The organism is Dyella sp., assembly GCF_051962475.1.
Lineage (GTDB): Bacteria > Pseudomonadota > Gammaproteobacteria > Xanthomonadales > Rhodanobacteraceae > Dyella_A.
In genome coordinates this window covers 1-23,230 of sequence record NZ_JBQCCF010000011.1, presented here as the reverse complement: position 1 = coordinate 23,230, position 23,230 = coordinate 1, and the positions used below count along the sequence as shown (strand labels likewise).

Annotated in this window: 23 protein-coding genes; 20 read left to right on the top strand and 3 right to left on the bottom strand. The window is 67.7% G+C overall.

What is annotated here, in order from left to right:
- Window positions 1–251: 251 nt before the first annotated feature.
- Together aroB and ACTHJF_RS01480 are read right to left on the bottom strand one after the other, a co-directional pair.
- Window positions 252–1,346 (bottom strand): 3-dehydroquinate synthase, encoded by a 1,095-nt coding sequence (gene aroB / locus ACTHJF_RS01485; RefSeq protein WP_440265502.1) that lies wholly within the window; start codon window positions 1,344–1,346, stop codon window positions 252–254.
- A complete protein-coding gene (locus tag ACTHJF_RS01480; RefSeq protein WP_440265501.1) occupies window positions 1,343–1,882 on the bottom strand; it encodes a shikimate kinase in 540 nt (179 codons plus the stop codon). The genes aroB and ACTHJF_RS01480 overlap by 4 nt, the downstream gene beginning before the upstream one ends.
- Window positions 1,883–1,932: 50 nt before the next feature.
- On the opposite strand from ACTHJF_RS01480, the gene ACTHJF_RS01475 reads away from it, so the two are divergent.
- Window positions 1,933–2,781 (top strand): NAD-dependent epimerase/dehydratase family protein, encoded by an 849-nt coding sequence (locus tag ACTHJF_RS01475; RefSeq protein WP_440265500.1) that lies wholly within the window; start codon window positions 1,933–1,935, stop codon window positions 2,779–2,781.
- A gap of 128 nt (window positions 2,782–2,909) precedes the next feature.
- Complete coding sequence (locus ACTHJF_RS01470) at window positions 2,910–3,113, top strand: dodecin family protein (RefSeq protein WP_431635896.1); 204 nt, start codon at window positions 2,910–2,912, stop codon at window positions 3,111–3,113.
- A gap of 40 nt (window positions 3,114–3,153) precedes the next feature.
- Here ACTHJF_RS01470 and ACTHJF_RS01465 read toward each other — a convergent pair whose 3' ends face one another.
- Window positions 3,154–3,984 carry a kinase gene (locus ACTHJF_RS01465; protein ID WP_440265499.1) on the bottom strand — a complete coding sequence of 277 codons (831 nt, stop codon included), beginning with the start codon at window positions 3,982–3,984 and terminating at the stop codon, window positions 3,154–3,156.
- A gap of 41 nt (window positions 3,985–4,025) precedes the next feature.
- Between ACTHJF_RS01465 and pdxH the strand changes: the two genes are divergently transcribed.
- The 18 genes from pdxH (at window position 4,026) to ACTHJF_RS01375 (ending at window position 23,105) form a co-directional block, all read left to right on the top strand.
- The gene (gene pdxH / locus ACTHJF_RS01460) at window positions 4,026–4,613 is read left to right on the top strand and encodes a pyridoxamine 5'-phosphate oxidase (RefSeq protein WP_440265498.1); all 588 of its coding nucleotides are present in this window, start codon (window positions 4,026–4,028) and stop codon (window positions 4,611–4,613) included.
- Between the two features lie 3 nt (window positions 4,614–4,616).
- A complete protein-coding gene (locus ACTHJF_RS01455; protein WP_440265497.1) occupies window positions 4,617–5,057 on the top strand; it encodes a secondary thiamine-phosphate synthase enzyme YjbQ in 441 nt (146 codons plus the stop codon).
- A gap of 43 nt (window positions 5,058–5,100) precedes the next feature.
- On the top strand, window positions 5,101–5,901 hold the full coding sequence (locus ACTHJF_RS01450) for an ABC transporter substrate-binding protein (RefSeq protein WP_440265496.1): 801 nt from the start codon (window positions 5,101–5,103) through the stop codon (window positions 5,899–5,901).
- Between the two features lie 79 nt (window positions 5,902–5,980).
- Window positions 5,981–6,187: a hemin uptake protein HemP gene (gene hemP / locus ACTHJF_RS01445; RefSeq protein ID WP_440265495.1), complete on the top strand. Its 207-nt coding sequence runs from the start codon at window positions 5,981–5,983 to the stop codon at window positions 6,185–6,187.
- Between the two features lie 88 nt (window positions 6,188–6,275).
- Complete coding sequence (locus tag ACTHJF_RS01440; RefSeq protein ID WP_440265494.1) at window positions 6,276–6,803, top strand: hypothetical protein; 528 nt, start codon at window positions 6,276–6,278, stop codon at window positions 6,801–6,803.
- 179 nt (window positions 6,804–6,982) lie between these two features.
- Window positions 6,983–8,254: an efflux RND transporter periplasmic adaptor subunit gene (locus tag ACTHJF_RS01435; protein WP_440265493.1), complete on the top strand. Its 1,272-nt coding sequence runs from the start codon at window positions 6,983–6,985 to the stop codon at window positions 8,252–8,254.
- 159 nt (window positions 8,255–8,413) lie between these two features.
- On the top strand, window positions 8,414–9,139 hold the full coding sequence (locus ACTHJF_RS01430) for an ABC transporter ATP-binding protein (RefSeq protein WP_440265492.1): 726 nt from the start codon (window positions 8,414–8,416) through the stop codon (window positions 9,137–9,139).
- Window positions 9,140–9,243: 104 nt separating this feature from the next.
- Window positions 9,244–10,563 (top strand): ABC transporter permease, encoded by a 1,320-nt coding sequence (locus ACTHJF_RS01425; protein WP_440265491.1) that lies wholly within the window; start codon window positions 9,244–9,246, stop codon window positions 10,561–10,563.
- 10 nt (window positions 10,564–10,573) lie between these two features.
- Complete coding sequence (locus tag ACTHJF_RS01420; protein ID WP_440265490.1) at window positions 10,574–11,827, top strand: ABC transporter permease; 1,254 nt, start codon at window positions 10,574–10,576, stop codon at window positions 11,825–11,827.
- Between the two features lie 58 nt (window positions 11,828–11,885).
- Window positions 11,886–13,199 (top strand): ABC transporter permease, encoded by a 1,314-nt coding sequence (locus ACTHJF_RS01415; RefSeq protein ID WP_440265503.1) that lies wholly within the window; start codon window positions 11,886–11,888, stop codon window positions 13,197–13,199.
- Window positions 13,200–13,209: 10 nt separating this feature from the next.
- Window positions 13,210–14,451 (top strand): ABC transporter permease, encoded by a 1,242-nt coding sequence (locus tag ACTHJF_RS01410; RefSeq protein ID WP_440265489.1) that lies wholly within the window; start codon window positions 13,210–13,212, stop codon window positions 14,449–14,451.
- Between the two features lie 55 nt (window positions 14,452–14,506).
- A complete protein-coding gene (locus tag ACTHJF_RS01405; RefSeq protein WP_440265488.1) occupies window positions 14,507–15,811 on the top strand; it encodes an ABC transporter permease in 1,305 nt (434 codons plus the stop codon).
- A 7-nt stretch (window positions 15,812–15,818) separates the two neighbouring features.
- Window positions 15,819–17,048, top strand: a complete 1,230-nt coding sequence (locus tag ACTHJF_RS01400; RefSeq protein ID WP_440265487.1) for an ABC transporter permease — start codon at window positions 15,819–15,821, stop codon at window positions 17,046–17,048.
- A gap of 96 nt (window positions 17,049–17,144) precedes the next feature.
- The gene (locus tag ACTHJF_RS01395; RefSeq protein WP_440265486.1) at window positions 17,145–17,735 is read left to right on the top strand and encodes an ankyrin repeat domain-containing protein; all 591 of its coding nucleotides are present in this window, start codon (window positions 17,145–17,147) and stop codon (window positions 17,733–17,735) included.
- Between the two features lie 145 nt (window positions 17,736–17,880).
- A complete protein-coding gene (locus ACTHJF_RS01390; protein WP_440265485.1) occupies window positions 17,881–19,185 on the top strand; it encodes an ABC transporter permease in 1,305 nt (434 codons plus the stop codon).
- A 15-nt stretch (window positions 19,186–19,200) separates the two neighbouring features.
- Window positions 19,201–20,424, top strand: a complete 1,224-nt coding sequence (locus tag ACTHJF_RS01385; protein ID WP_440265484.1) for an ABC transporter permease — start codon at window positions 19,201–19,203, stop codon at window positions 20,422–20,424.
- 144 nt (window positions 20,425–20,568) lie between these two features.
- On the top strand, window positions 20,569–21,888 hold the full coding sequence (locus ACTHJF_RS01380; protein WP_440265483.1) for an ABC transporter permease: 1,320 nt from the start codon (window positions 20,569–20,571) through the stop codon (window positions 21,886–21,888).
- An 11-nt stretch (window positions 21,889–21,899) separates the two neighbouring features.
- Window positions 21,900–23,105, top strand: a complete 1,206-nt coding sequence (locus ACTHJF_RS01375; RefSeq protein ID WP_440265482.1) for an ABC transporter permease — start codon at window positions 21,900–21,902, stop codon at window positions 23,103–23,105.
- Window positions 23,106–23,230 lie beyond the last annotated feature (125 nt).

Sequence of the window (23,230 nt, the reverse complement as noted above, 5' to 3'; positions counted from 1 at the left end):
CCCCACCCCGTCGGCCCCCCCCGGGGGGTGTGCCTTGTCCTCCTACCCCGCGTCCCCGCCAACGCCCGCCCCCGGGCGGGGCCTCCACCACGGCCGCATGAATCATGCGAGCACTTGCTCACGCCCCGCTGGGAGCCGACGTTCGCGGTGGCTCTGTTTCGGCGACCGGAACCTGCAGGAGCCCGCTTGCGGGCGACGCTCTTCGCCCTGAGTCGGGATCGAAGCGAAAGGCGTCGCCCGCGAGCGGGCTCCTACACGGCGGCTTGCAGCACGGCGAGCACGTCGGCTTCGTTCACTCCCGCGACGATCTCCGCCCGGCCGATGCCGCGCCACAGGATCAGGCGCAGCGTGCCGGCAGTGTTCTTCTTGTCCAGCCGCATCAGGGTGAGCAGTTGCTGCGGGTCCATGCCGGGCGGCACGTCGGTGGGCAGGCCGAGCGTGTCGAGCAGGCGCTGCAGGCGCAGGGTGTCGTCGTCCAGCGTGCTCATGCCGAGCTGCTGCGAGAGCTGCGCGGCCAGCACCATGCCCACCGCCACCGCCTCGCCGTGCAGCAGCGTGGTGTAGCGCCCGGCGGTCTCCAGGGCGTGGCCGAAGGTGTGGCCGAGGTTGAGCAGGGTGCGCTCGCCCTGTTCGGTTTCGTCACGGGCGACCACGCCGGCCTTGTAGGCGACCTTGCGTGCGATCGCTTCGGCCATCACGTCCTGATCGCGCGCGGCCAGCGCATCGGCATGCGCCTCCAGCCAGGCGAAGAACTCCGCATCGCCGATCGCTGCGCCCTTCACCACCTCGGCCAAGCCGGCGCGAAACTCGCGCTCGGGCAGGGTGGCGAGCGTATCGATATCGGCAAACACGCCGCGCGGCTGGTGGAACGCTCCGACCAGATTCTTGCCGGCCGGCAGGTTCACGCCGGTCTTGCCGCCGACCGAGGAGTCGACCATCGCCAGCAGCGTGGTCGGCAACTGGATGAAGTCGATGCCGCGCATCCAGCACGCGGCGGTGAAACCGGCCAGGTCGCCGACCACGCCGCCGCCCAGCGCGATGACGCAGGCGTCGCGGGTGGCGCCGAGCTTCGCCAGCGCGGCCAGCGCACGCCCGACGTTGTCGAAGCTCTTGTGCGCCTCGCCGTCGTCGATCAGGAACGTGTCCCACTGCAGGCCGTCCATTCCCTTCGCCACACGTTCGAGATACAGCGGCGCCACCGTAGTGTTGCTGATCACCAGCGCGTGGCGGCCGCGAATCGCCCCGCGCCACAGCGCGCTGTCGTCCAGCAGGCCGTGGCCGATGTGCACGTGGTAGCTGCGTGCGCCGAGGGTGACGTCGATGGTGTGCGTAGCGGGGGCGTTCATGCGGCCTGTGTGCGGTTCCAGTGGGTGTCGATCAGGGCGATGCAGCGCTCGGTGGCGGTGGCGACGTTCTCGTGCTCGCCATGGACGATGAGGTCGGCCACGTCTCGGTACAGCGGCGCGCGGATCTCGCGCATCGCCTCGAGCTTGCCGCGGCGGTCTTCGCCGGCCAGCAGCGGGCGCTTGGTGTCGCGGGCCAGGCGTTCGAGTTGCTGCTCAATACTCGCTTCCAGCCACATCACGTAGCCGCGCTCGGCCAGCCGCTGGCGGTTGAGCGGATCGAGTACGGCGCCGCCGCCGGTGGCCAGCAGCACGCCGTCGCGGCGGCTGCATTCGTCCAGCAACTGGCTCTCGCGCTGGCGGAATCCGACCTCGCCCTCGATCTCGAACACCGTGCTCACCGGCACGCCGCAGTGCTGCTCGATCTCCTGGTCGAGATCGACGAACGGCAGGCCATAATGCGCAGCCAGGCGGCGACCGATCGAGGTCTTGCCGGCGCCGGTAGGGCCGACGATGAACAGGTTGCGCGACGGATTCATGCACGAATGCTAGCAGGGCACACCACGCCGACGACGGGGATCACCACGCCATGAGTGAATGCGTCCTGCTGGCCGGTTGCGGCGATCTGGGCGAGCGCGTGGGGCGCCGGTTGCTCGCGCGGGGCGATACGGTGTTCGCGCTGCGCCGCCACCCGCCAGCGCACTCGGTCGACGGCATCACCTGGCTGGCCGGCGACATGACGCAGGCCGACCGCCTGCCATCGTTGCCGCAGGGGATCACCCAGCTGGTGCATCTGCCCACGCCGGGCGCTCGTGACACGGTAGCGTACCGCGCGGTGTTCATCGACGGCCTGCGTCACGTGATCACGGCGCTGGATGCGGCGTCGCTGAAACGGGTGCTGTTTGTGTCATCCACGGCCGTGTACGGCGAAGCCGATGGCGCCTGGGTGGATGAGGACACGCTGCCCGATCCGCCCGGTTTCAATGGTGCCGTGCTGTGGGAAGCCGAGCGCTGGCTCGCCGCGCAGCCGTTCGCCGGCATCGCACTGCGGCTGGCCGGCCTGTACGGCCCGAGGCGGCTGCAACTGATCGAGCGCCTGCGCGCTGGCGCCGCGTCGGCGCCGCGCGCGCAGACGCACTGGTCCAACCGCATCCACGTCGAGGACGCCGCCGCGGCCATCGTCCACCTGCTGGCGCTGAGCGATCCGCAGGCGCTGTACATCGGCGTGGACGACACTCCGCTGCCGATCGACGTGCTCTACGACCATCTCGCGGCGCTCGTCGGCGCGCCCCGGCCCGCGGAAGGGCCAGCGCCGGCGGGCATCGGCAGCAAGCGACTTAGCAACACGCGCCTGCGCGCCAGCGGCTGGGCGCCCCGATGGCCGGACGCGCGCGACGGCTACGCCGCGCTGCTGGCGGGTGAGCCGGGCGCGGCCTGATCGCCGCAGCGCCGTGATGTCCGGGCCATGTCGCGCTGCGGCGTGCCGCTCCGGCGAGCCGGGCACACACTTCGCCGGACAGGGAGGCGTGCCGCACCGCTCGTTGCGGCGTTGCAGAGGGTCATGCCATGTCAGTCGCCAAGGTCATCGAAATCAGCGCCTCGTCCAGCAAGAGCATCGAGGACGCTGTGCAGCAGGGCTTTACCAAGACGTCCGAGTCGGTGAAGCACATCAAGGGCGGATGGCTCAACGAGATCAAGGTCGTCACCGACCCCAAGGGTAAGATCACCGAGTGGCGCGTGAACATGCGCGTCAGCTTCGTGGTGGAGTGAGCCTGCCGGGCGCGCACGTCGCCCGGCCCGGCATGGCGGCTCAGCCGTGGTTGAGCCCGGTGACGTGGCGCTCGGTGTCGTACTCCACCCAACTGTCGGCCAGCTGCGGCAGCGTGGCCAGCGCGTGGCGGCTGAGCCGTTCGAAGTGGGCGAGAAAGCGCTCCATCGCTTTGGCATCCATCGCCAGCGGCGCATGGCGGGCGATCAGCACCTCCTCCTGCTCGCTGCGCCAGCGGCGCACCACGTCCCAGTTCGGTGCCTGCAGCACGATCAAGGCGTCGAGCTTGCGCCACAGCGGCTGGTACCCGCGCAGCTGCTTGTTGACCCAGCGGCGCCAGGTGCCGTCGGGATCTTCCTTGCGCTCCAGTTCGTTCACCGGTGCGTTCAGCGCGGCAGCCGACTGCGGGCGGATGCCCAGCGCCCAGCCTTCCAGGATGATCAGCTTCGGCGGCCGGGTGACCTTGGGCCAGCGCGACGGCGGCAGCCGCGTGTCGCGACCCTTGTCGAAGCGCGGGTAGGGCACCGGCAGCTTGTCCGACGCCTTGCGCAGGCCGGCGAGCACCGACAGCAGCAGCTCGATCTCGTGCGTGCCCGGCACGCCGCGCGTGCGCAGCAGCGGGTGGACTTCCTTGGCCAGCATCTCGCGCTCCGCGCGGGAGTAGTAGAAGTCGTCCAGCGAGAGCACTTCGGTGGCGATGCCGCGCACTTCGGCCTGCGTCTTGATGACGCGGGCGAGTGTGCTTTTGCCACTGCCCTGCAGGCCGGAAAGGCCCATCAGGTAAGGGCGTCGCGAGCGTGCAATGCGACCGGCGTAGTGGTCGAGCAGATGCACGGCCAGGGCCAGATTCTGCGTGCTAGGATCGTTGTTCATCCGCGCCATGATGACGCGCCCCGGCCACGATTCAAGACCTTATGCTCAAACGCGAGATTCTGGACACCTTCGTGCAACTGCTGGAGGAAGCGAAGGCGGCGGGAGACCGCGAGCCCACTGCGATGAACCTGGCCACGGCGGACGCCGCCGGTCGGGTGAGTTCGCGCATCGTGCTGCTCAAGGGTGTGGACGAGCGGGGTTTCCGCTTCTTCACCAACTACCAGAGCGACAAGGGTGGCCAGCTGGAGGAGCACCCGCAGGTGGCGCTGAACTTCCATTGGAAGGGCGTCCGCGAGGGCGTCCAGGTGCGAGTGGAAGGCGTATCGCGCAAGCTGCTCGCCGAAGAGTCGGACGCCTATTTCGCCACGCGCGCGCGCGGCAGCCAGATCGGCGCATGGGCTTCGCTGCAGTCGCAGACCTTGCCCGATCGCGAGACCTTCGAGCAGCGCGTGGCTCGCTACGAGCAGGAGTTCGAGGGCCACGACGTGCCGCGCCCGCCGCACTGGGGTGGCTTCGTGGTGGAGCCGGACATGGTCGAGTTCTGGTACGGCGCGGAGTTCCGCCTGCACGAACGCGTGCGCTGGAGTCGCCACGGCCAGACCTGGACGCACCGGATGCTATATCCCTGACCCATGCGCCGTCATACCGCCGACCACGTCGCCCAGACCAGCTTCACCGTGCACACGCGCGGGCGTGGTTTCAGCGAAATCACCGATGAGGTTGCCCAGGCCGTCGCCGCCAGCGGTGTGCAGACCGGGCTGGCGAATGTCTTCACCGCGCACACCAGCTGCTCGCTGCTGATCAGCGAGAACGCCGACCCCACGGTACGTGAGGATCTGGAGCGCTGGTTCGCCCGCGCCGTACCGGATGGCGACCCGCTGTTCCGGCACGATGCCGAAGGCCCGGACGACATGCCCGCACATGTGCGCTCGATTCTTACCGGCGTCAGCCTGGCCGTGCCGGTGCATGCCGGGCGCCTCGCGCTGGGCACGTGGCAGGGCCTGTACCTGTGGGAGCACCGCATCGACGCACATCAGCGCAAGGTCACGGTGACGGTGATCGGCGGCGGCTGAGTGCGCGGTTAGCATGGGCGGTTCCCGCTACAGGAATCGCCTCATGACCGACGCCTACCCGCAGCGCATCGTCTGCCTCACCGAAGAACCCACCGAAGTGCTCTACGCGCTGGGCGAAGAGCAACGCATCGTCGGGATTTCCGGCTTCACCGTGCGGCCGCCGCGCGCGCGCAAGGAGAAGCCGAAGGTGTCGGCGTTCACCAGTGCGAAGATCGGCGAGATCCTCGCGCTCAAGCCCGATCTGGCGATCGGCTTTTCCGACATCCAGGCCGACATCGCGCGCGAGCTGATCAAGGCCGGCGTGGAGGTGTGGATCTCCAACCATCGCAGCGTGGACGGCATCCTCGCCTACATCCGCCGGCTCGGTGCGATGGTCGGCGCCTACGACAAGGCCGAGGCCTATGCCCAGCGCGCCGAAGCGCATATCGCCGCCGTGCGCGCCGCGGCCGCCGCGCTGCCGCGGCGGCCGAAGGTGTACTTCGAGGAATGGGACGAGCCGATCATCACCGGCATCCGCTGGGTGGCCGAACTGATCAATCTTGCCGGCGGCGACGACATCTTTCCCGAGCTGGCGCGCGAGCCGCTGGCCAAGCAGCGGATCCTGCCCGACGGCGCGCCGGTGATCGCTCACGCGCCGGACATCATCCTCGGTTCGTGGTGCGGCAAGCGCTTTCGCCCGGAGAAGGTCGCCGCGCGGCAGGGCTGGGATGCGATCCCCGCGGTGCGCGACGGCGAGCTGCATGAAATCAAGTCGCCGATCATCCTGCAGCCCGGTCCCGCCGCCTTGTTCGACGGCCTCGACGCGATGCACCAGGTGATTGCGCGCTGGGCCCTGCGGGCCTGAACCGCAGGCATCGCGCGGATTGACTCTTAAATGAGAATGCTTATCATCCGATGCGTAACCCATTGCGGAGAAAAGCCTCATGAACCGTCCACTGGTGATGACGAGCGCGCAAGCCAGCGCCCGGCCAGCCGGCACCTTGACCCTTGGCGCCGCACCGGAACGTCGCACCCGCACGCTCTCCAGCGACGAGTTGCTGGCCGGAGGCCGCGAGCTGGTGATCCGCCACCACGGCGGTGAATACGTGCTGCGGCTGACCCGGAACGACAAGCTGATCCTCACCAAGTAAGCCGCTCCTTGCGGCGGCTGCTTCCTGTTTCTGGCCTATCGCCAGCGTCGTCCACGACGATCAGCCGGGCCTCCCTGCGGAGGGTTGTATGACACGTTGGCTGATGGCGTGCCGGTCGCCGTGGGCGTCGAACCTCGGCGCCGAACTGCGCTGGAAGACTCCCGATCGGCGGCGCTTCGCTGCCGCACTTGCCGACCTCGGCCCGGTGCTCTGCCTGTGGACGGACCGCCCCGGCGGCGCTCCCGATGGCGCTCCGGACCTGCCCACGCTGGCGCAGCCGTCCTGGTTGTGCCACGCCTGTGCGGTGACCCGAGAGGGCCCGCGCGAATCGCTGACCGTCTGCGATGAAGCGGGCGTTGCGCGCGTGCGCCTGCATCTGCTGCCGGACACCGATTACCTGGCGTGGGATGCGCTGGTTACTGCCGCGCGTGACGTGCCCGCTGCACCGGGCGTGCCGTCCGGACGCGTCGATCGGGCGCGCCGGCTGCGCTTCGTCATCCAGCGGCTCGGCCCATGCGAACTGCTGTGCGTGCGCGAGCCCGGCACGGCCAGTGCGCTGAGCTGGCGCACCGCGCAGCAGCTGGCGCAGGCCGAGGGGGCGCGCCTGGGCAGATAAAAAGCGGGCGTCCGCGCCCTGTCCGGCTGTCCGTGCCGGTGTCCGCGGACACTGTCCGCACTCGCGGGCCAATGGCGCCAGCCCAGCTGTGGCGCGGGATGGCGCGCTTCGCGGCGGCTGGCACGGCGTTTGCTGAAGGGTCTACGTGGCTGCACCTGTCCGCAGCCGTGGGGACCGCAATGATCCGTGACACCTCCGCCCAAGACCGCATGGTCGAGGTCAAATCCAACCGCAAGCGCCGCTTTGCGCTGATTGGCGCGGGCGTCGCCGTCGTCGCCGGCCTGGCAATCGCGATGCCGGGCGCCATGCGGCTGTTTTCCGCCGACGCCTCGGTGAGCGCTTCGCGGCTGGCGTTCGCCACCGTCAGTCGAGGGCCGTTCGTGCGCGACATCGCCGCCGAGGGCAAGGTGGTGGCGGCCGTCAGCCCCACCCTGTATGCCACCTCCGGCGGCGCGGTGACGCTGAAGGTGCATGCTGGCGACACGGTCAAACAGGGCCAGGTGCTGGCCACCATCGTCAGCCCCGAACTTACCAACAAGCTGGCGCAGGAGCAGTCCAACGCCGACGCGATGGAAGTGGAATACAAGCGGGCGCAGATCGATGCGCAGAAAAAGCGCGCCGAGCTGCAGCAGGCGTTCGACAACGCGCAGATCGACGCGCAGGCCGCGCACCGCACGCTCGAGCGCAACACGGCGGCTTTCGCCAAGGGTGCGGTGTCCAAGACCGACGTCGACACCGCCAACGACACCCTGCAGAAGGCCGAGATCGCCGAGCGCCACGCCAAGGCGAACCTGGGCATGGACAACGACAGCCTCAACTTCGACATCCAGGCCAAGAAGCTCGCCCACGAGCGCCAGGCGCTGCTGGTGAAGGATCTGCAACGCCAGGTGGATGACCTCAACGTGAAGTCGCCGGTGGATGGCCAGGTCGGCCAGTTGTTCATCGCCGAGCGCGCCACCGTGGCCAAGGACGCCCAGCTGCTCAGCGTGATCGACCTCAGCGCACTGCAGGTGGAAATGCAGGTGCCGGAAAGCTTTGCGCGCGACCTCGCCATCGGCATGCCCGGCGAGATCAGCGGCAACGGCACCACCTGGCACGGCAAGGTCAGCGCGATCTCGCCGGAGGTGGTCAACGGCGAAGTGGCCGCGCGTCTGGCCTTCGACGGCGCCACGCCCAAGCAGCTGCGCCAGAGCCAGCGCCTGTCGGTGCGCGTGCTGCTGGACAAGCGCGACAACGTGCTCACCGTGCAGCGCGGCTCGTTCGTGGATGAATCCGGCGGCAACTACGCCTACGTGGTGCGCGACGGCATCGCCACCAAGACGCCGATCCGCGTGGGCGCCAGCAGTATCGACAAGGTGGAGATCCTCGACGGCCTGAAGGAAGGCGACAAGATCGTGATCTCCGGCACCGACAGCTTCAAGAGCGCGCCGCGCGTCGCCATCAGCAGTTGAAGAACACGGGGGACGGGGAGCCTGCGCTCGAAAGTGCAGCCATCGCAACGGTGCCGTGACCGTTGCAAGGCCTCATCGGACGGTGCTCTCCCCACATCGATGCTCCCCGTCCCCCGTCCCTTTGCACACCGTTCCACCACCACCGAGGAAGGAAACACCATGCTCAAGATGACCCACCTGTCCAAGGTCTACCGCACCGAAGTGGTGGAGACCTACGCGCTGCGCGATTTCAACATCGACGTGAAGGAAGGCGAGTTCGTGGCCGTTACCGGCCCGTCCGGCTCGGGCAAGACCACCTTCCTCACCATCGCCGGCCTGCTGGAAACCTTCACCGGCGGCACCTATCACCTGGACAACATCGAGGTGAGCCAGCTCGACGACAACGCCCGCTCGAAGATCCGCAACGAGAAGATCGGCTTCATCTTCCAGGCGTTCAACCTGATTCCCGACCTCAACGTGTTCGACAACGTCGAAGTGCCGCTGCGCTACCGCGGCATGAAGGCTGCCGAGCGCAAGGAACGCATCATGGGCGCGCTCGAGCGCGTGGGCCTGGCCTCGCGCGCCAAGCATTACCCGGCCGAGCTCTCCGGCGGTCAGCAGCAGCGCGTGGCGATCGCCCGTGCGCTGGCCGGCAGCCCGCGCCTGCTGCTGGCGGACGAACCGACCGGCAACCTGGACACCCAGATGGCCCGCGGCGTGATGGAACTCCTGGAGGAGATTCACCGCGAGGGCGCCACCATCGTGATGGTGACGCACGACCCGGAACTGGCCGCGCGCGCCCAGCGCAACGTGCACATCATCGACGGCCAGGTGGTCGATCTGGCCGAAGATCCGCGCTTCCACGCGCACGTCACCGAGGCCAGGCAGGGCCAGGGCCTGGGCTGAGCCGACGCGACGGCTCAGCCGCCGCGCCCGATGAATCGCCGGAGCGGGCAGAGGAACTGCCGCGCTGAGCCGGTCGTGGATGACGTTCTTCCGAGGATCGCCGCATGTTTTCCTACTACCTTGACCTTGCCACGCGAAGCCTCAAGCGCAGCCGCGGGCTGACCGTGCTGATGGTGCTTGCGATCGGCTTCGGCGTGGCCGCGTCGATGACCACCTTTGCGGTTTTCCGCGCGGTGTCGGGCGACCCGATCCCGTGGAAGTCGTCCAAGCTGTTCGTGCCGCAGATCGACATGTGGGGCCCCAAGGCCCACGGCAACGACAACAGCGAGCCACCGGACGCGATGGACTACACCGACGCGATGGCGCTGATGCGGGCGCATCGCGCCAAGTACCAGTCGGCGCTGTACCAGATCTCGCCCTCGGTGGTGCCGGCCGATGCCAGCAAGCATCCGATCAACGTCAGCGGCCACGCCGTCTACAGCGAGTTCTTCCCAATGGTCGAGCCGCCGTTCAAGTACGGCAGCGGCTGGACCGCACAGGACGACACGCAGCGTGCCGCGGTGGCGGTGATCAGCAACAAGCTCAACGAGAAGCTGTTCGGTGGCGAGAACAGCCTGGGCCGCACGATCAACATCGAGGGCAAGGACTACCGCGTGGTCGGCGTGCTCGGCGACTGGAACCCGCAGCCGCGCTTCTACGACATCGTCAACACCGGCGGCTTTTCCAGCGGCACCGAAGACGTGTTCATCCCGTTCGAGCGGGCCATCGCGGTGGGCATGCCTAACGACGGCAACACCAACTGCAACGAGATTCCAGCCGAATCGGGCTTTGTCGGGCTGCAGCGCTCCTCCTGCATCTGGATGGCCTTCCTGGTGCAGCTGGACGACGCGGCGGCGGTGCAGGCCTATCGCGAGTACCTCGACGGTTACGCCAAGGATCAGCAGCTCGCCGGCCGCTTTGGCTGGGCGCCGAACAACCGCCTGCGCAACATTCCCGACTGGCTCGACTCGCAGCACGTGGTGCCCAGCGACACCAAGGTGTCGTTGCTGGTAGCGCTCGGCCTGCTGGTGGTTTGCCTGGTCAACACGGCGGGCCTGTTGCTGGCCAAGTTCCTGCGCCGCAGCAGCGAGATCGGCGTGCGCCGCGCCCTGGGCGCGAAGCGCAGCGCGATCTACGCACAGTTCCTCACCGAGGCAGGCATCGTCGGCGCGGCCGGCGGCGTGCTCGGCCTGCTGCTCACCGGCGTGGGCGTGGCCAGCGTCAGCTGGGTGCTACCGAAGGACATCGCCGCGCTGGCGCGGATCGACCTGTCGCTGCTGGCGCTGACCCTGCTGGTGGCCGTGGTGGCCACCGTGCTGGCCGGGCTCTACCCCACGTTCCGTGCCTCGCGCGTGCAGCCGGCGTGGCAGCTGAAGTCCAACTGAGGATCACTCCATGAAGCTCCATCCCATGATCGCGGCCCTGCGCCGACACAAGGCGGGCGTGGTGCTGATCGCCCTGCAGATCGCGCTCACCCTGGCCATCGTCTGCAACGCGGTGTTCATCATCGGCGAGCGCGTGGCGCGGGTGAACCGGCCCACCGGACTGGACGAGAACAACCTGTTCCTGGTCACCCAGCAGTGGGTCGGTGCGCCCAGCGGCGACGATCCGGCCAGCGTCGACAAGCTCGACAACATGCAGCAGACCGACCTGGCCGCGCTGCGTGCGATGCCCGACGTGGCGTCGGTAGCCCCGGTCAACTCGGTGCCGCTGCTCAACTCGTCCTGGAACGGCTCGCTGGCGCTGAAGCCGGCCAGCCAGCTGGGCGCCGGCAACGGTCGCACCACCTACTACTTCACCGACGAACAGGGGCTGGCCACGCTGGGCCTGAAGCTGGTAGCCGGGCGCAGCTTCACCGCGGCCGATGTCGAGCACCGTGGCTTCCGCGACCAGAAAGAGCCGTCGATCGTGATGCTGACCAAGGCGCTCGCCGACAAGCTGTTCCCGGACGGCAGCGCGCTGGGCAAGGTGGTCTACCTGGACGGCGGCAGCACGCCGAGCACCATCATTGGCCTGGTCGATCGCCTGCAGGTACCGGGCACCGGCAGCTGGACCAACAGCTTCGTGTGGAATTCCACCCTCGTGCCGACCCGCATCAACGCGAACTTCTCGCGCTACGCGGTGCGCGCCAAGCCGGGCCGGCTGCAGGCGGCGATGCAGGCGGTGCCCAACGTGCTGTACGGGGTGAATCGCCTGCGCGTGATGGACGACGACAGCGTCAAGTCGTTCGCCGACATCCGCACCCAGGCGTACCGCGCCGATGTCGGCATGGCGATCCTGATGGGCGTGGTGTGCCTGATCCTGCTGGGCGTGACCGCCGCGGGCATCGTCGGCCTGACCAGCTTCTGGGTAGGCCAGCGCCACCGCCAGATCGGCGTGCGGCGCGCATTGGGCGCCCGCAAGATCGACATCCTGCACTACTTCCAGATGGAGAACCTGCTGATCTCCGGCGTCGGCGCGTTGATCGGCCTGGGCCTGGCGATCGGCCTGAACATGCTGCTGATGCAGCATTTCGAGATGGAGCGGCTGCCGGTGTTGTACGTGCTGGCCGGCATCGTCGCGGTGATGGTGCTGGGCCAGAGCGCGGTGTTCGTGCCCGCCCGCCGCGCCTCCAACGTGCCGCCGGTCGTGGCCACCCGCTCGGCATGATGGCCATGTCGCTGCCAACGGTTCGTCGGCCCATGCTTCCCGGAGCGCATTCACGATGATGTTCGACTACTACTTCGGGCTCGGGCTGCGCAGCCTGCGCCGCAACCCGATGCTCACCGCGCTGATGGTCATGGCGATCGGCTTCGGCGTGGCCGCGTCGATGATCACCTACTCGGTGTTCCGAGCGGTGTCCGGCAACCCCATTCCCGGCAAGTCGTCCCAATTGTTCACGCCGCAGATCGATGCCTGGGGACCGCAAAAGAACCTCGATGGCGGCGAGCCGGCCGAAGCGCTCGGCTACGCCGACGCCATGGCGCTGATGCGCGCGGGCAAGGCCAGGCGCCAGACGATGCTCTATCCGGTGCAGCTGTCGGTGATCCCGGACGGCAACCACGACCTGCCCATCCACGCCAGCGGCTACGCGGTCGGCAGCGATTTCTTCGCCATGTTCGATGTGCCGTTCCGCTACGGCGGCGCCTGGAGCGCGCAGGACGACGAGGCGCACGCCGCGCAGGTCGTCATCAGCGACGTGCTCGACCAGAAACTGTTCGGCGGTGGCAACAGCGTGGGGCGCACGCTCAACCTCGGCGGTCACGACTACCGCATCGTGGGCGTCACCAGCCACTGGAACCCGCGCCCGCGCTTCTACGACCTGTTCAGCACCAGCGGCTTCGCCGACGAGCCGGACGTCTACATGGTGTTCCATCGCGCCCTGGACCTGCAGATGCGCACCGACGGCCGTAACAGCTGCCGCGGTTCGCTCAGCTTCATCACCTGGGAGCAGTACCTCCAGAGCAACTGCATCTGGATCACGCCCTGGGTGGAGCTGGACAGCCCGTCGGAGGTCGCCGGCTATCGGCGCTTCCTCACCGACTATGCCGCCGAGCAGACGCGCGCGGGGCGCTTCACCTGGGCGCCGAACGTGCGGCTGCGCGACGTGATGCAGTGGATGGATCATGAGCAGGTGGTGCCGCCGGAGAGCCGTATCTCGCTGGCGGTAGCGATGGGTTTTTTCCTGATCTGCCTGGTCAACACCATCGGCCTGCTGCTGGCGAAGTTCATGCGACGCGCCGGCGAGATCGGTGTACGCCGCGCGCTGGGCGCGACGCGCGGCGAGATCTACGCGCAATACCTGATCGAGGCCGGCACCGTCGGTCTGGCCGGTGGCATGGTGGGCCTGCTGCTCACCGCGGCGGGCGTGGGCGGCGTGGGCGTGTTGTTCCAGCCGGAGATCGCGAAGTTGGCCCGGCTCGACCCGTCGCTGGTGGCGCTCACCGTGGCCCTGGCCATCGTCGCCACCGTGGCGGCGGCGTTCTACCCGGCCTGGCGTGCGGCGCACGTGCAGCCGGCCTGGCAATTGAAATCGAGCTGAGGAGCACGCCATGACCCTCCAGATCAGGCCCATCCTTGTCGCGCTGCGCCGGCACAAGGCAGGCATCGTGCTGATCGCACTGCAGATCGCGCTGACGCTGGCGATCGTCTGCAACGCGCTGTTCATCATCCACCAGCGGCTGGTCAACCTGGCCCAGCCCAGCGGCGTGGACGAAGCGAACGTCTTCGTCGTCACCAACATGTGGGCCGAGGCGAATCGCTCGACCGAGCAGATCGACGCGCAGGTGCGCGCCGATCTGACCGCGCTGCGGCAACTGCCTGGCGTGCTCGACGCCACACCCGCCAGCGGCTATCCGCTGCATGGCGGCGGCTGGGACAACTTCGTCATGATGACGCCCGACCAGGTCAAGCCGACCACGGACGCGGCGGTGTACACCGGCGACGAGCACTTCCTCGCCGCGCTGGGCCTGAAGCTCGTCGCGGGACGCAATTTTCGCCCCGACGAGGTGATCGTGATGGGCACCCAGCAGGCGATCACGCCGCCGACCGCGATCGTGAGCCAGGCGCTGGCCGATCGCCTGTTTCCCGGTGGCGACGCGCTGGGTAAGAGTTTCTATGCGATGGGTACCACGCCCAGCACGATCATCGGCATCGTCGACCCGCTGCACCGGCAGGGCGTCGACGCGTGGAGCAACAGCCACGCGGGCCAGTCGTTGATCTGGCCGTTGCGGGCGGACGACGCCAAGGGCATCCACTACATCGTGCGCGCCAGGCCCGGGCAGCTCGCCGCCGCGATGCAGGAGGCGCCCAAGGCGCTGTTCGCGCAGAACCGCATGCGCATCATCGACGCGAAAGAGGGCGTTCAGGACTACGCCACCATCCGCCACAAGGTATATGGCAGCGACCGAGGCATGGTCGTCCTGATGGGCATCATCTGCGTCGTGCTGCTGGCGATCACCGCGGCCGGCATCGTCGGCCTCACCAGCTTCTGGGTGGGCCAGCGCCGCAAGCAGATCGGCGTGCGCCGCGCACTGGGTGCGCGGCAGCGCGACATCCTGGCGTACTTCCTCACCGAGAACTTTCTCATCAGCACCGCAGGCGTCGCGATGGGCACAGTGCTGGCCGTGGTCTTCAACCTGTGGACGATGACGCGCTTCGCCATGACCCCCATGTCGATGGGCTACTTGGGGATCGGCGTGCTGGTGCTGTTGCTGCTGGGGCAGGGTGCCGTGCTGGCGCCGGCGCTGCGCGCCTCGCGCGTGTCGCCGGTGGAGGCGACGCGCTCGGTCTAGGGGACTGTGGCCCCGCCGAATCGGTCGGCGGGGAGGTGCACCCAGGGGAAACGGAATGTTTGGCTACTACCTCAACCTCGCGCTGCGCAGCCTCCAGCGCCACCGCGTGCTCACCACGCTGATGGTATTGGCGCTGGCGCTGGGCATCGGTGCGTCGATCACCACGCTCACCGTGCTGCGGCTGCTGTCGGGCGATCCGCTGCCCGGCAAGAGCGCCACGCTGTTCTACCCGCAGGTCGATCCCAACCCCCAGGACGGCAACTCCAGCGACAAGCCGAAGCCGCCGACCACGATGAGCTACGTGGATGCGATGAATCTGCTGCATGCACGCCGCGCCACACGGCAGGCAGCCATGGCACTGACCCAGGCCAAGATCGTGCCGCAGCAGGCCAATGCGCGCCCGTTCTTCAGTGACGGCGTGATGACCACTGCCGACTTCTTCGCTATGTTCGACGCGCGCTTCCGGTACGGCAGCGGCTGGACCGCGCAGGACGATGAAGGCGGTGCCGATGTCGTGGTGATTGCCGGCTTCCTCAACGACAAGCTGTTCAGTGGCGCCAACAGCGTGGGGCGCACGGTGCGCCTGAACGATCACGACTTCCGCGTCGTCGGGGTGCTCCAGCCGTGGGCGCCGCAGCCGCGTTTCTACACCCAGGGCCTGGGCGGGCACAGCTATGGCGATGGCGATGCGGTGTTCCTGCCGCTGAAGGCAGCGCGCAATCTGAAGATGGGTCCGCAGGACGTCGAGTGCTATCGATCGGTCACCGATCTCGGTGCGCTGGAGAGCGCACCATGCACCTGGCTGGGCGTCTGGGTGGAGCTGGACGATGCATCGGCGGTGGCGAACTACCGTCGGTTCCTCGATGGCTACGTGAAGGAGCAGGTTGCACTGGGTCGATTCCAGCGCACCGACACTGCGTTGATGGATCTGATGGCGTGGCTGCGCGATCAACAGGTGGTCCCAGACGACGTGCGCCTGCAGGTCTATATGGCGTTCGGCTTCCTGTTGATCTGCGTGGTGAATACGGTCGGGCTGCTGCTGGCCAAGTGCCTCAGACGCTCCCAGGAGATCGGCGTTCGCCGGGCGCTTGGCGCGACCCGGCGCGAGATCTTCACGCAGTTCATGGTGGAGGCGTCGATCGTCGGCCTCGCCGGCGGCGTGCTTGGCCTCGCGTTCGCCGAGCTGGGCCTGTTGGGGATCCGCCATCAACCGGCGGAGTACGCGAAGCTGGCCCATCTCGACCTGCCGATGTTCGCGTTCACCTTCGTAGTGGCACTGGTCGCCAGCCTGCTGGCCGGCCTGTTGCCCGCCTGGCGCGCCTGCGTGCTGGCGCCGGCTCCCCAACTCAAGACGGCCTGAGGCGATCATGGAAATCGGACCCATCTTTGCCAGCCTGCGCAAGCATCGCATTCCCGCGTTGCTGATCGTGCTGGAGATCGCGCTCGCCTGCGCCGTGCTGTGCAACGCGGTGTTCATGATCAGCCAGCGGGTGGCCTCGATCCACCTGCCCAACGGCATCGACGAGGCAGGTATCGCCGCAGTGACGGTGCAGGGCTTGGACGATGAGCGCGCCGGCAGCGACATCCCGCGCAACATCCAGGCGCTGCGTGCGCTGCGCGGCGTGCAGTCGGTAGCGGTGATGAGCACGCTGCCGTTGAGTCAGAACAACTGGGGCTGGAGTTTTGGCACCAAGGCCGACTCCACCCTCGCCGACCAGACCAGACGCAATGTCTCGATGTACTTCATCGGCGCCGACGGCCCCAGGACACTGGGCCTGACGCTGCTGGAGGGGCGCTTCTTCAGCGACGGCGAATACGCCGATAGCCACTTCGACGCCGCGCCGCTGGCCGAGACGCACGTGGCGATGATCACCCGGACGCTGGCCGAGAAACTGTGGCCGGGGCAGTCGGCGGTGGGTAAGACGTTCTATTCGCTGCCGCACTACTACACGGTGATCGGCGTGGTAGCGGATGTGCTGCGTCCGTACATCGGCGGCGCGGGCGGGCCGTACAACTACGACGCGGCGTACTTCCCGATGAGCGCCGCCGGCTCGAAAGGCGCATTGGGCTACTACGTGCTGCGCAGTGCGCCGGCCGATCGCGATCGCCTCGTGCACGAGGCCGAACAGACCCTGGCGGAGCTGAACCCGGGAGCCGTGGCCAAGGGCCGCAGCTACCGCGAGATCCGTAACACCTACTTCGCCAACATGAGCTCCATGGCCTGGATGCTGGTGCTGGTTTGCGTGGTGATGCTGGCGGTCACCGCCTTCGGCATCGTCGGCCTGACCAGTTTCTGGGTGAACCAGCGGCGGCGGCAGATCGGCATCCGCCGTGCCGTCGGCGCCACCCGCGGAAACATCATGCAGTACTTCCAGACCGAGAACTTCCTGCTCAGCACCGGCGGAGTGGTGCTAGGTATGGTGCTGGCGTTCGGCATCAACGTGTACCTGATGCAGCGCTACGAAATGCCGCGCATGCCCTGGTTCTATCTACCAGGCGGCGCGCTGGCGCTGTGGCTGATCGGCCAGGTGGCGGTGCTCGGTCCAGCGCTGCGGGCCGCGGCGGTGCCGCCGGTGGTTGCGACGCGATCCGGATGACGGATCGACAAGGGGCATGGGTATGAATCTACAGACAGGAGCGCTTTCATGACATATACAACGACACCGCGACGCGTTGCGTTGGCCGCACTGGGCATGCTGGTTCCCCTGTGTGCGCTGGCGCTGGCTGCCACGCCGTCGGAGGCCTCTCGCCCATCATCGGTACCGGCTGAACAAGCCGGTGCCGCCCGCCTCATCGACGCGGTCGTACGTGACGATCTGCACACCCTTCAGAGCCTGGCCAAGCGGGGCGCGAACCTCGATGCCAGCGTGCCGGGCGACGGTACCGCCTTGATCGTCGCGTCGCGGCGCGGCGATCTCGTGATGGTCAACACGCTGCTGACGCTCGGTGCCGACGTGAATGCCGCCGTGCAGGGAGATGGCAGCGCGCTGATCGCCGCCGCTTCGACCGGCAACATCGACATCATGACGCGGCTACTGGCGGCAGGCGCCCGGGTCGATGCGATAACGCCCGACGATGAGACCGCCTTGATCAGTGCGGTCAGAAGCGATCGCCAGGCCGCTGTTCGACTGCTGGTCGAGCACGGCGCTGACGTGAATCTCGGCGTACTTGCCAATGGCACCCAGTGGCGATCGCCGCTGAATCAGTCGCGCAGCGACCAGGTGCGGCAATACCTGCTCGGTCGCGGCGCGGTGGCGGGCAGCCCGCCGCGTGCGGGCGGCTGACGGAACGCACCCCATCCCCCTGAAAAGCCTACCCGTAGGAGCCCGCTGGCGGGCGATGCCCTTCGCTTTGATGCGAAGCCAGAGCCAGAGCATCGCCCGCGAGCGGGCTCCTACAAGTCGTTCGACGATGAGCGCGGAGTACCCCATGTTCCAGTACTACCTTGACCTGGCCCTGCGCAGCCTCAGACGCAACAAAGCGCTCACTGCGCTGATGGTGTTCGCCGTGGCGTTGGGCATCGGCGCGAGCATGACCACGCTGACCGTGTTTCACGTGCTCTCGGGCGATCCCATTCCCGGCTCCAGCGGCACGCTGTTCTATCCGCAGCTCGATCCGCAGGACAAGGACGGCTACGAGCCGGGCAAGGAGCCGCCGGACCAGGTCACCTGGATCGATGGCATGAACCTGCTCAAGGCCCATCGCGGTACGCGTCAGGCGTTGATGACTGGCGGCGCAGTGCCGGTGCAGCCGGCGCAGTCGGGGCTGGATCCGTTCTTCAGTGACGCGCGCTACACCACGGCGGATTTCTTCGCGATGTTCAAGGCGCCGTTCCTCTACGGGCACGGCTGGAGTGCGACCGACGACGACGCCAAGGCGCGTGTGGTGGTGATCACCCGCGAGCTCAACGACAAGCTGTTCGGCGGCAAGGACAGCACCGGCCAGACCCTGCGCATCAAGGACACCGGCTTTCGCGTGTTGGGCGTGCTCGATACCTGGCGCCCGAACCCGCACTTCTACGACCTGAACACCGGCGGCTATCGCGCGCTGGAAGACGTGTTCCTGCCGCTGTCCACCTTCCGCGACCTGCGGCTGGACCGCAACGGCTCGATGAACTGCTGGGGCCGCGGCGGCGGCGACGAGGAGCATCTGGAAACCGCCACCTGCACCTGGCTGCAGTTCTGGGTGCAGTTGGACGGCGCCTCGCAGGTGGCGGCGTACAAGGATTACCTCACCCACTACTCGCAGGAGCAGCAATCGCTGGGCCGCTTCCAGCGCCCGCCCAACGTGAAGTTGCGCAGCCTGATGGAGTGGCTGGACTTCAACAAGGTGGTGCCCAGCGACGTACGGCTGCAGGTGTACCTGGCGTTCGGTTTCCTGCTGGTGTGTCTGGTCAACACGGTGGGATTGATGCTGGCTAAGTTCATGCGCCGCGCGGCCGAGCTGGGCGTGCGGCGCGCGCTGGGCGCCTCGCGCCGCAACGTGTTTGCGCAGCTGTTGGTGGAGTCCGGGGTGATCGGCCTGGCCGGTGGCATCGGCGGGCTGGGACTGGCGCTGCTCGGCCTGTGGGCCGTGCGGCATCAGCCGTCGGACTACGCCAAGCTCGCCCAGCTCGACCCGACGATGCTGCTCACCACCTTCGTGCTCGCCGTGGGCGCCAGCCTGCTGGCCGGGCTGCTGCCGGCCTGGCGCGCCTGCCAGGTCACACCGGCCCTGCAACTGAAGAGCAACTGAGACCGGAGCATCCCGATGGACATTCTTCCCATCCTCGCCACGCTGCGCCGGCACAAGATCACCGCGGCGCTGCTGATCCTGCAGATCGCGCTCACCTGCGCGATCGTCTGCAACGCGGTGTTCCTGATCACCCAGCGCCTGCAGCGCATGGACATGCCCAGCGGCATCGCCGAGCGCGAGCTGCTGCACCTGGAGCTGGCCGACATCGGTCGCAGCGCCGACGAAAAGGCGCGCACCGCCGAGGATCTCGCCGCCCTGCGCCAGGTGCCCGGTGTCGTCGACGTGGCCTCGGTCAACCAGGTGCCGTTCGGCAATTCCTCCTGGAACAGCGGCATCAAGCTCGATGCGCAGCAGAAAACGCCCACCCTCAACATGACCACCTACTACGGCGAGAACATGGCGCAGGCGCTGGGCGTGCAGCTGGTGGCCGGCCGCTTCCTGCAGCCGGACGACTACATGGATTTCGACGAAGTGGTGAAGGCCGCGCAGGCCGGCGACACCAAGCGGCTGCCCAGCGTCCTGGTGATCACCCAGGGCCTGGCCGAACGGTTGTGGCCGGGGCAGAGCGCACTGGGCAAGCAGATCTACCTCGGCAGCGATACGCCGCTGCGCGTGGTCGGCGTGGTCAAGACGCTGATCCGCCCCTCGGTGTGGGACGACTCGATGGCCCAGTACAGCGGCCTGCTACCGGTTCGCATCTACAACAGCAACTACCTGATCCGTACCGCGCCGGGCGATCGCGACCGCGTGCTGCAGGCGGCCATCGCGGCGCTGAAGAAGACCGACCCGCACCGCGTGGCAATCAACAAGCGCCTGATGAGCGACATGCGCCGCAACTTCTTCCGCGAGGACCGCGCCATGGCCGTACTGCTCGGCGGCGTATGCGTGGCGCTGCTGGTGGTGACCGCGCTGGGCATCGTCGGCCTGGGCAGCTTCTGGGTGGCGCAGCGGCGCCGGCAGATCGGCGTGCGTCGTGCGCTCGGCGCCACGCGCGGCAACATCCTGCACTACTTCCAGACCGAGAACTTCCTGCTCGCCACGCTCGGCATCGCGCTGGGCATGGCGCTGGCCTACGGCATCAACCTGTTCCTGATGCACCACTACGAGCTACCCCGCCTGCCGACGATCTACCTGCCCATCGGCGCCGTCGCGCTGTGGCTGATCGGCCAGGCTGCCGTGCTCGGCCCGGCGCTGCGCGCTGCTGCCGTGCCGCCGGTGGTGGCGACGCGGTCGGTATGAGCGTCGCCACGCCACACCCCCCACGTAGGAGCCCGCTTGCGGGCGATGCTTCGGCTCTTGGATGCGGATTCATAGCAAGAAGCATCGCCCGCGAGCGGGCTCCTAACAGACGATCGGTGAAGATCGAGGAGATGGAGTAACACCATGTTCGGCTATTACATCGACCTGGCTCTGCGCAGCCTCAAGCGCAACAAGGTGCTCACCGCGCTGATGGTGCTGGCCATCGCCGTGGGCATCGGTGCCAGCATGACCACGCTGACGGTGATGCAGTTGCTGTCCGGCGATCCGCTGCCCGACAAGAGCACGCGCCTGTACTACCCGCAGCTCGATCCGGAAACCGGCGCCGACGTGCGCCGCGATCCGGCACCGATGCTCGACTACATATCGGCCCATGATCTTTGGCGCTCCGGCAAGGCCGATCGCCAGACCATGATCATGGATGGCGCCATCAAGGTGCAGCCGGGTCAGCCGGGGCAGTCACCCTTCATGGCCCCCACCGTTGGCGTCACTTCGGATTTCTTTCCGATGTTCCAGGTGCCGTTCCGTTACGGCGGCGCGTGGACGCCTTCCGACGAGGCCGGCGCGGCTCGCCAAGTGGTGATTTCCGACGTGCTCAACCAGCGCTTGTTCGGGGGAGCCAACAGCGTCGGTCGCCAAGTGGTGTTGAACGGCGCCAGCGTGCAGGTGGTCGGCGTGCTCGATCACTGGCGACCCCGCCCGCGCTTCTACCTGCTGGCCGGTGCGCGCAACTCCGGCGGACAGACCGCCTACTTCTACGGGCCGCCGCAGGACGTGTACCTGCCGCTGCCGACCGCGCTGGACATCAATGCTGGCAACTTCGGCTGGTTCACCTGCTGGGGCAAGCCCGACCCGAGCGACCTGCAGCGTGCGCCCTGCGAGTCGGTGGCGCTGTGGGTGGAGCTCGACACGCCGGCCAAGGCGGCCGCCTACCGCCGCTACCTGGATGCCTACGACGCGCAACAGCGCGAGCTGGGACGCCTTACCCACCCGGCCAATACCCGGTTGATGTCGCTGCGTGAGTGGCTCGCCTATCAAAACGTGGTGCCGGGCGACGTCAAGCTGCAGACCTGGTTGGCGTTTGCCTTCCTCCTCGTGTGCCTGTTCAACACGGTCGGACTGCTGCTGGCCAAGTTCCTGCGTCGCGGTGGCGAGATCGGCGTGCGGCGCGCGCTGGGTGCGTCGCGCGGAGCAATCTTCCTGCAATGTCTGACCGAGTCGGGCGTGATCGGCCTGCTCGGCGGCATCGGCGGCCTCGCGCTGACGTTGCTCGGCCTGTGGCTGGTGCACAGGCAGCCGGTGGAGTACGCGGACATCGTGGCACTGAATGTGCCGATGTTCCTGCTTACCTTCGTGCTGGCCGTGGCCGCCGCGCTGCTGGCCGGCGTGTTTCCCGCCCTGCGCGCCAGCCGAGTGCCGCCGGCGCTGCAACTGAAGACCCTGTGAGGATGATCGACATGCAGATTCAGCCCATCCTTGCGGCGCTTCGACGTCATCGACTCGCCGTGTTCCTGATCGGCATGGAGATCGCGCTGGCCTGTGCGATCCTGTGCAACGCGCTGTTCCTGGTGTTCAACCGGGTCGACATGATGCGCGTGCGCAGCGGCGTGGACGAAAGCCGTTTGGTGGTCGTCTCGCTCGAGGGCGTGGACAAGGGGCAGGCGGCGGATCTTGCCGCGCGCCTGCGCTCCGGTTTCGCCGGTATCGGTGGTGTGGAGTCGGTGGGCATCGGCAACGCTGTGCCGTTCACGCAACGCGCTGGCGAGATGGGCTTCCGCCTGATTGCCGACGACATGCACTACACCCAGCAGGGGCATTTCTACGTGGGCGACCCGCAGTTCGCCTCGACCCTGGGCATCACGCTCGCTAGCGGCCGATGGTTCACCCCGGACGAATACGGTCCCATGGGCGACTTCCTGCCGCGCTCGCCGTCGGCGTTGATCGATGCGGCATACGCACGCAAGCTCTGGCCGGGACAGGACCCGCTGGGCAAATCGGTCTACACGGGAACCAGTGCCTACCGCGTGGTCGGAACCTACGCCGCGCTGGTGCGTCCGGATCCCGATCCACAGGCGCGTCACAACACCTTGCTGCTGGCAGGTATTCCCGGCGAAGGCCTGGCCAGCGTATACGTGCTACGGACCACGCCGGAGCAGGTGGCACGGGTATGGAGCGAAGCACGCGCGCTGGTGGCGCGCGTGGCGCCGACCGTGGTCGTCGACCTGCCGCACAGCGGCACGATGCAGGACCTGCGAAGCGCCTATTTCGCCCCTGATCGCGCAATGGCTGGCCTGCTCGTCGGAGTGATCGCCGCCCTGCTCGGTATCACTGCGCTGGGCATTGTCGGCTTGGCCAGCTTCTGGGTGCAGCAGCGCCGCCGGCAGATCGGCGTGCGTCGCGCGCTGGGTGCGACGCGCGGCGACATCCTGCATTACTTCCAGACCGAGAATTTTCTCATCGTCAGCGGCGGCATCGCGCTGGGCATGACGCTCGCGTTCGGCCTCAACCTGGCCTTGATGCACTTCTACGAACTGCCGCGACTGCCGCTGGCCTACCTGCCGGCTGGCGCGCTGGCGCTGTGGCTGCTCGGCCAGTTGGCGGTGCTCGGCCCCGCGCTGCGCGCGGCGGCCGTGCCACCGGTAGTGGCGACCCGATCGGTGTAAGCGCTATGAACACGTAGGAGCCCGCTCGCGGGCGATTATTTTTGGTTTAGATTTGGATAATGTGAAAAATCAAAAATATCGAACATGCTTCTAAAGTTTATTTTCATTGAAAAAGAGTTATTTAA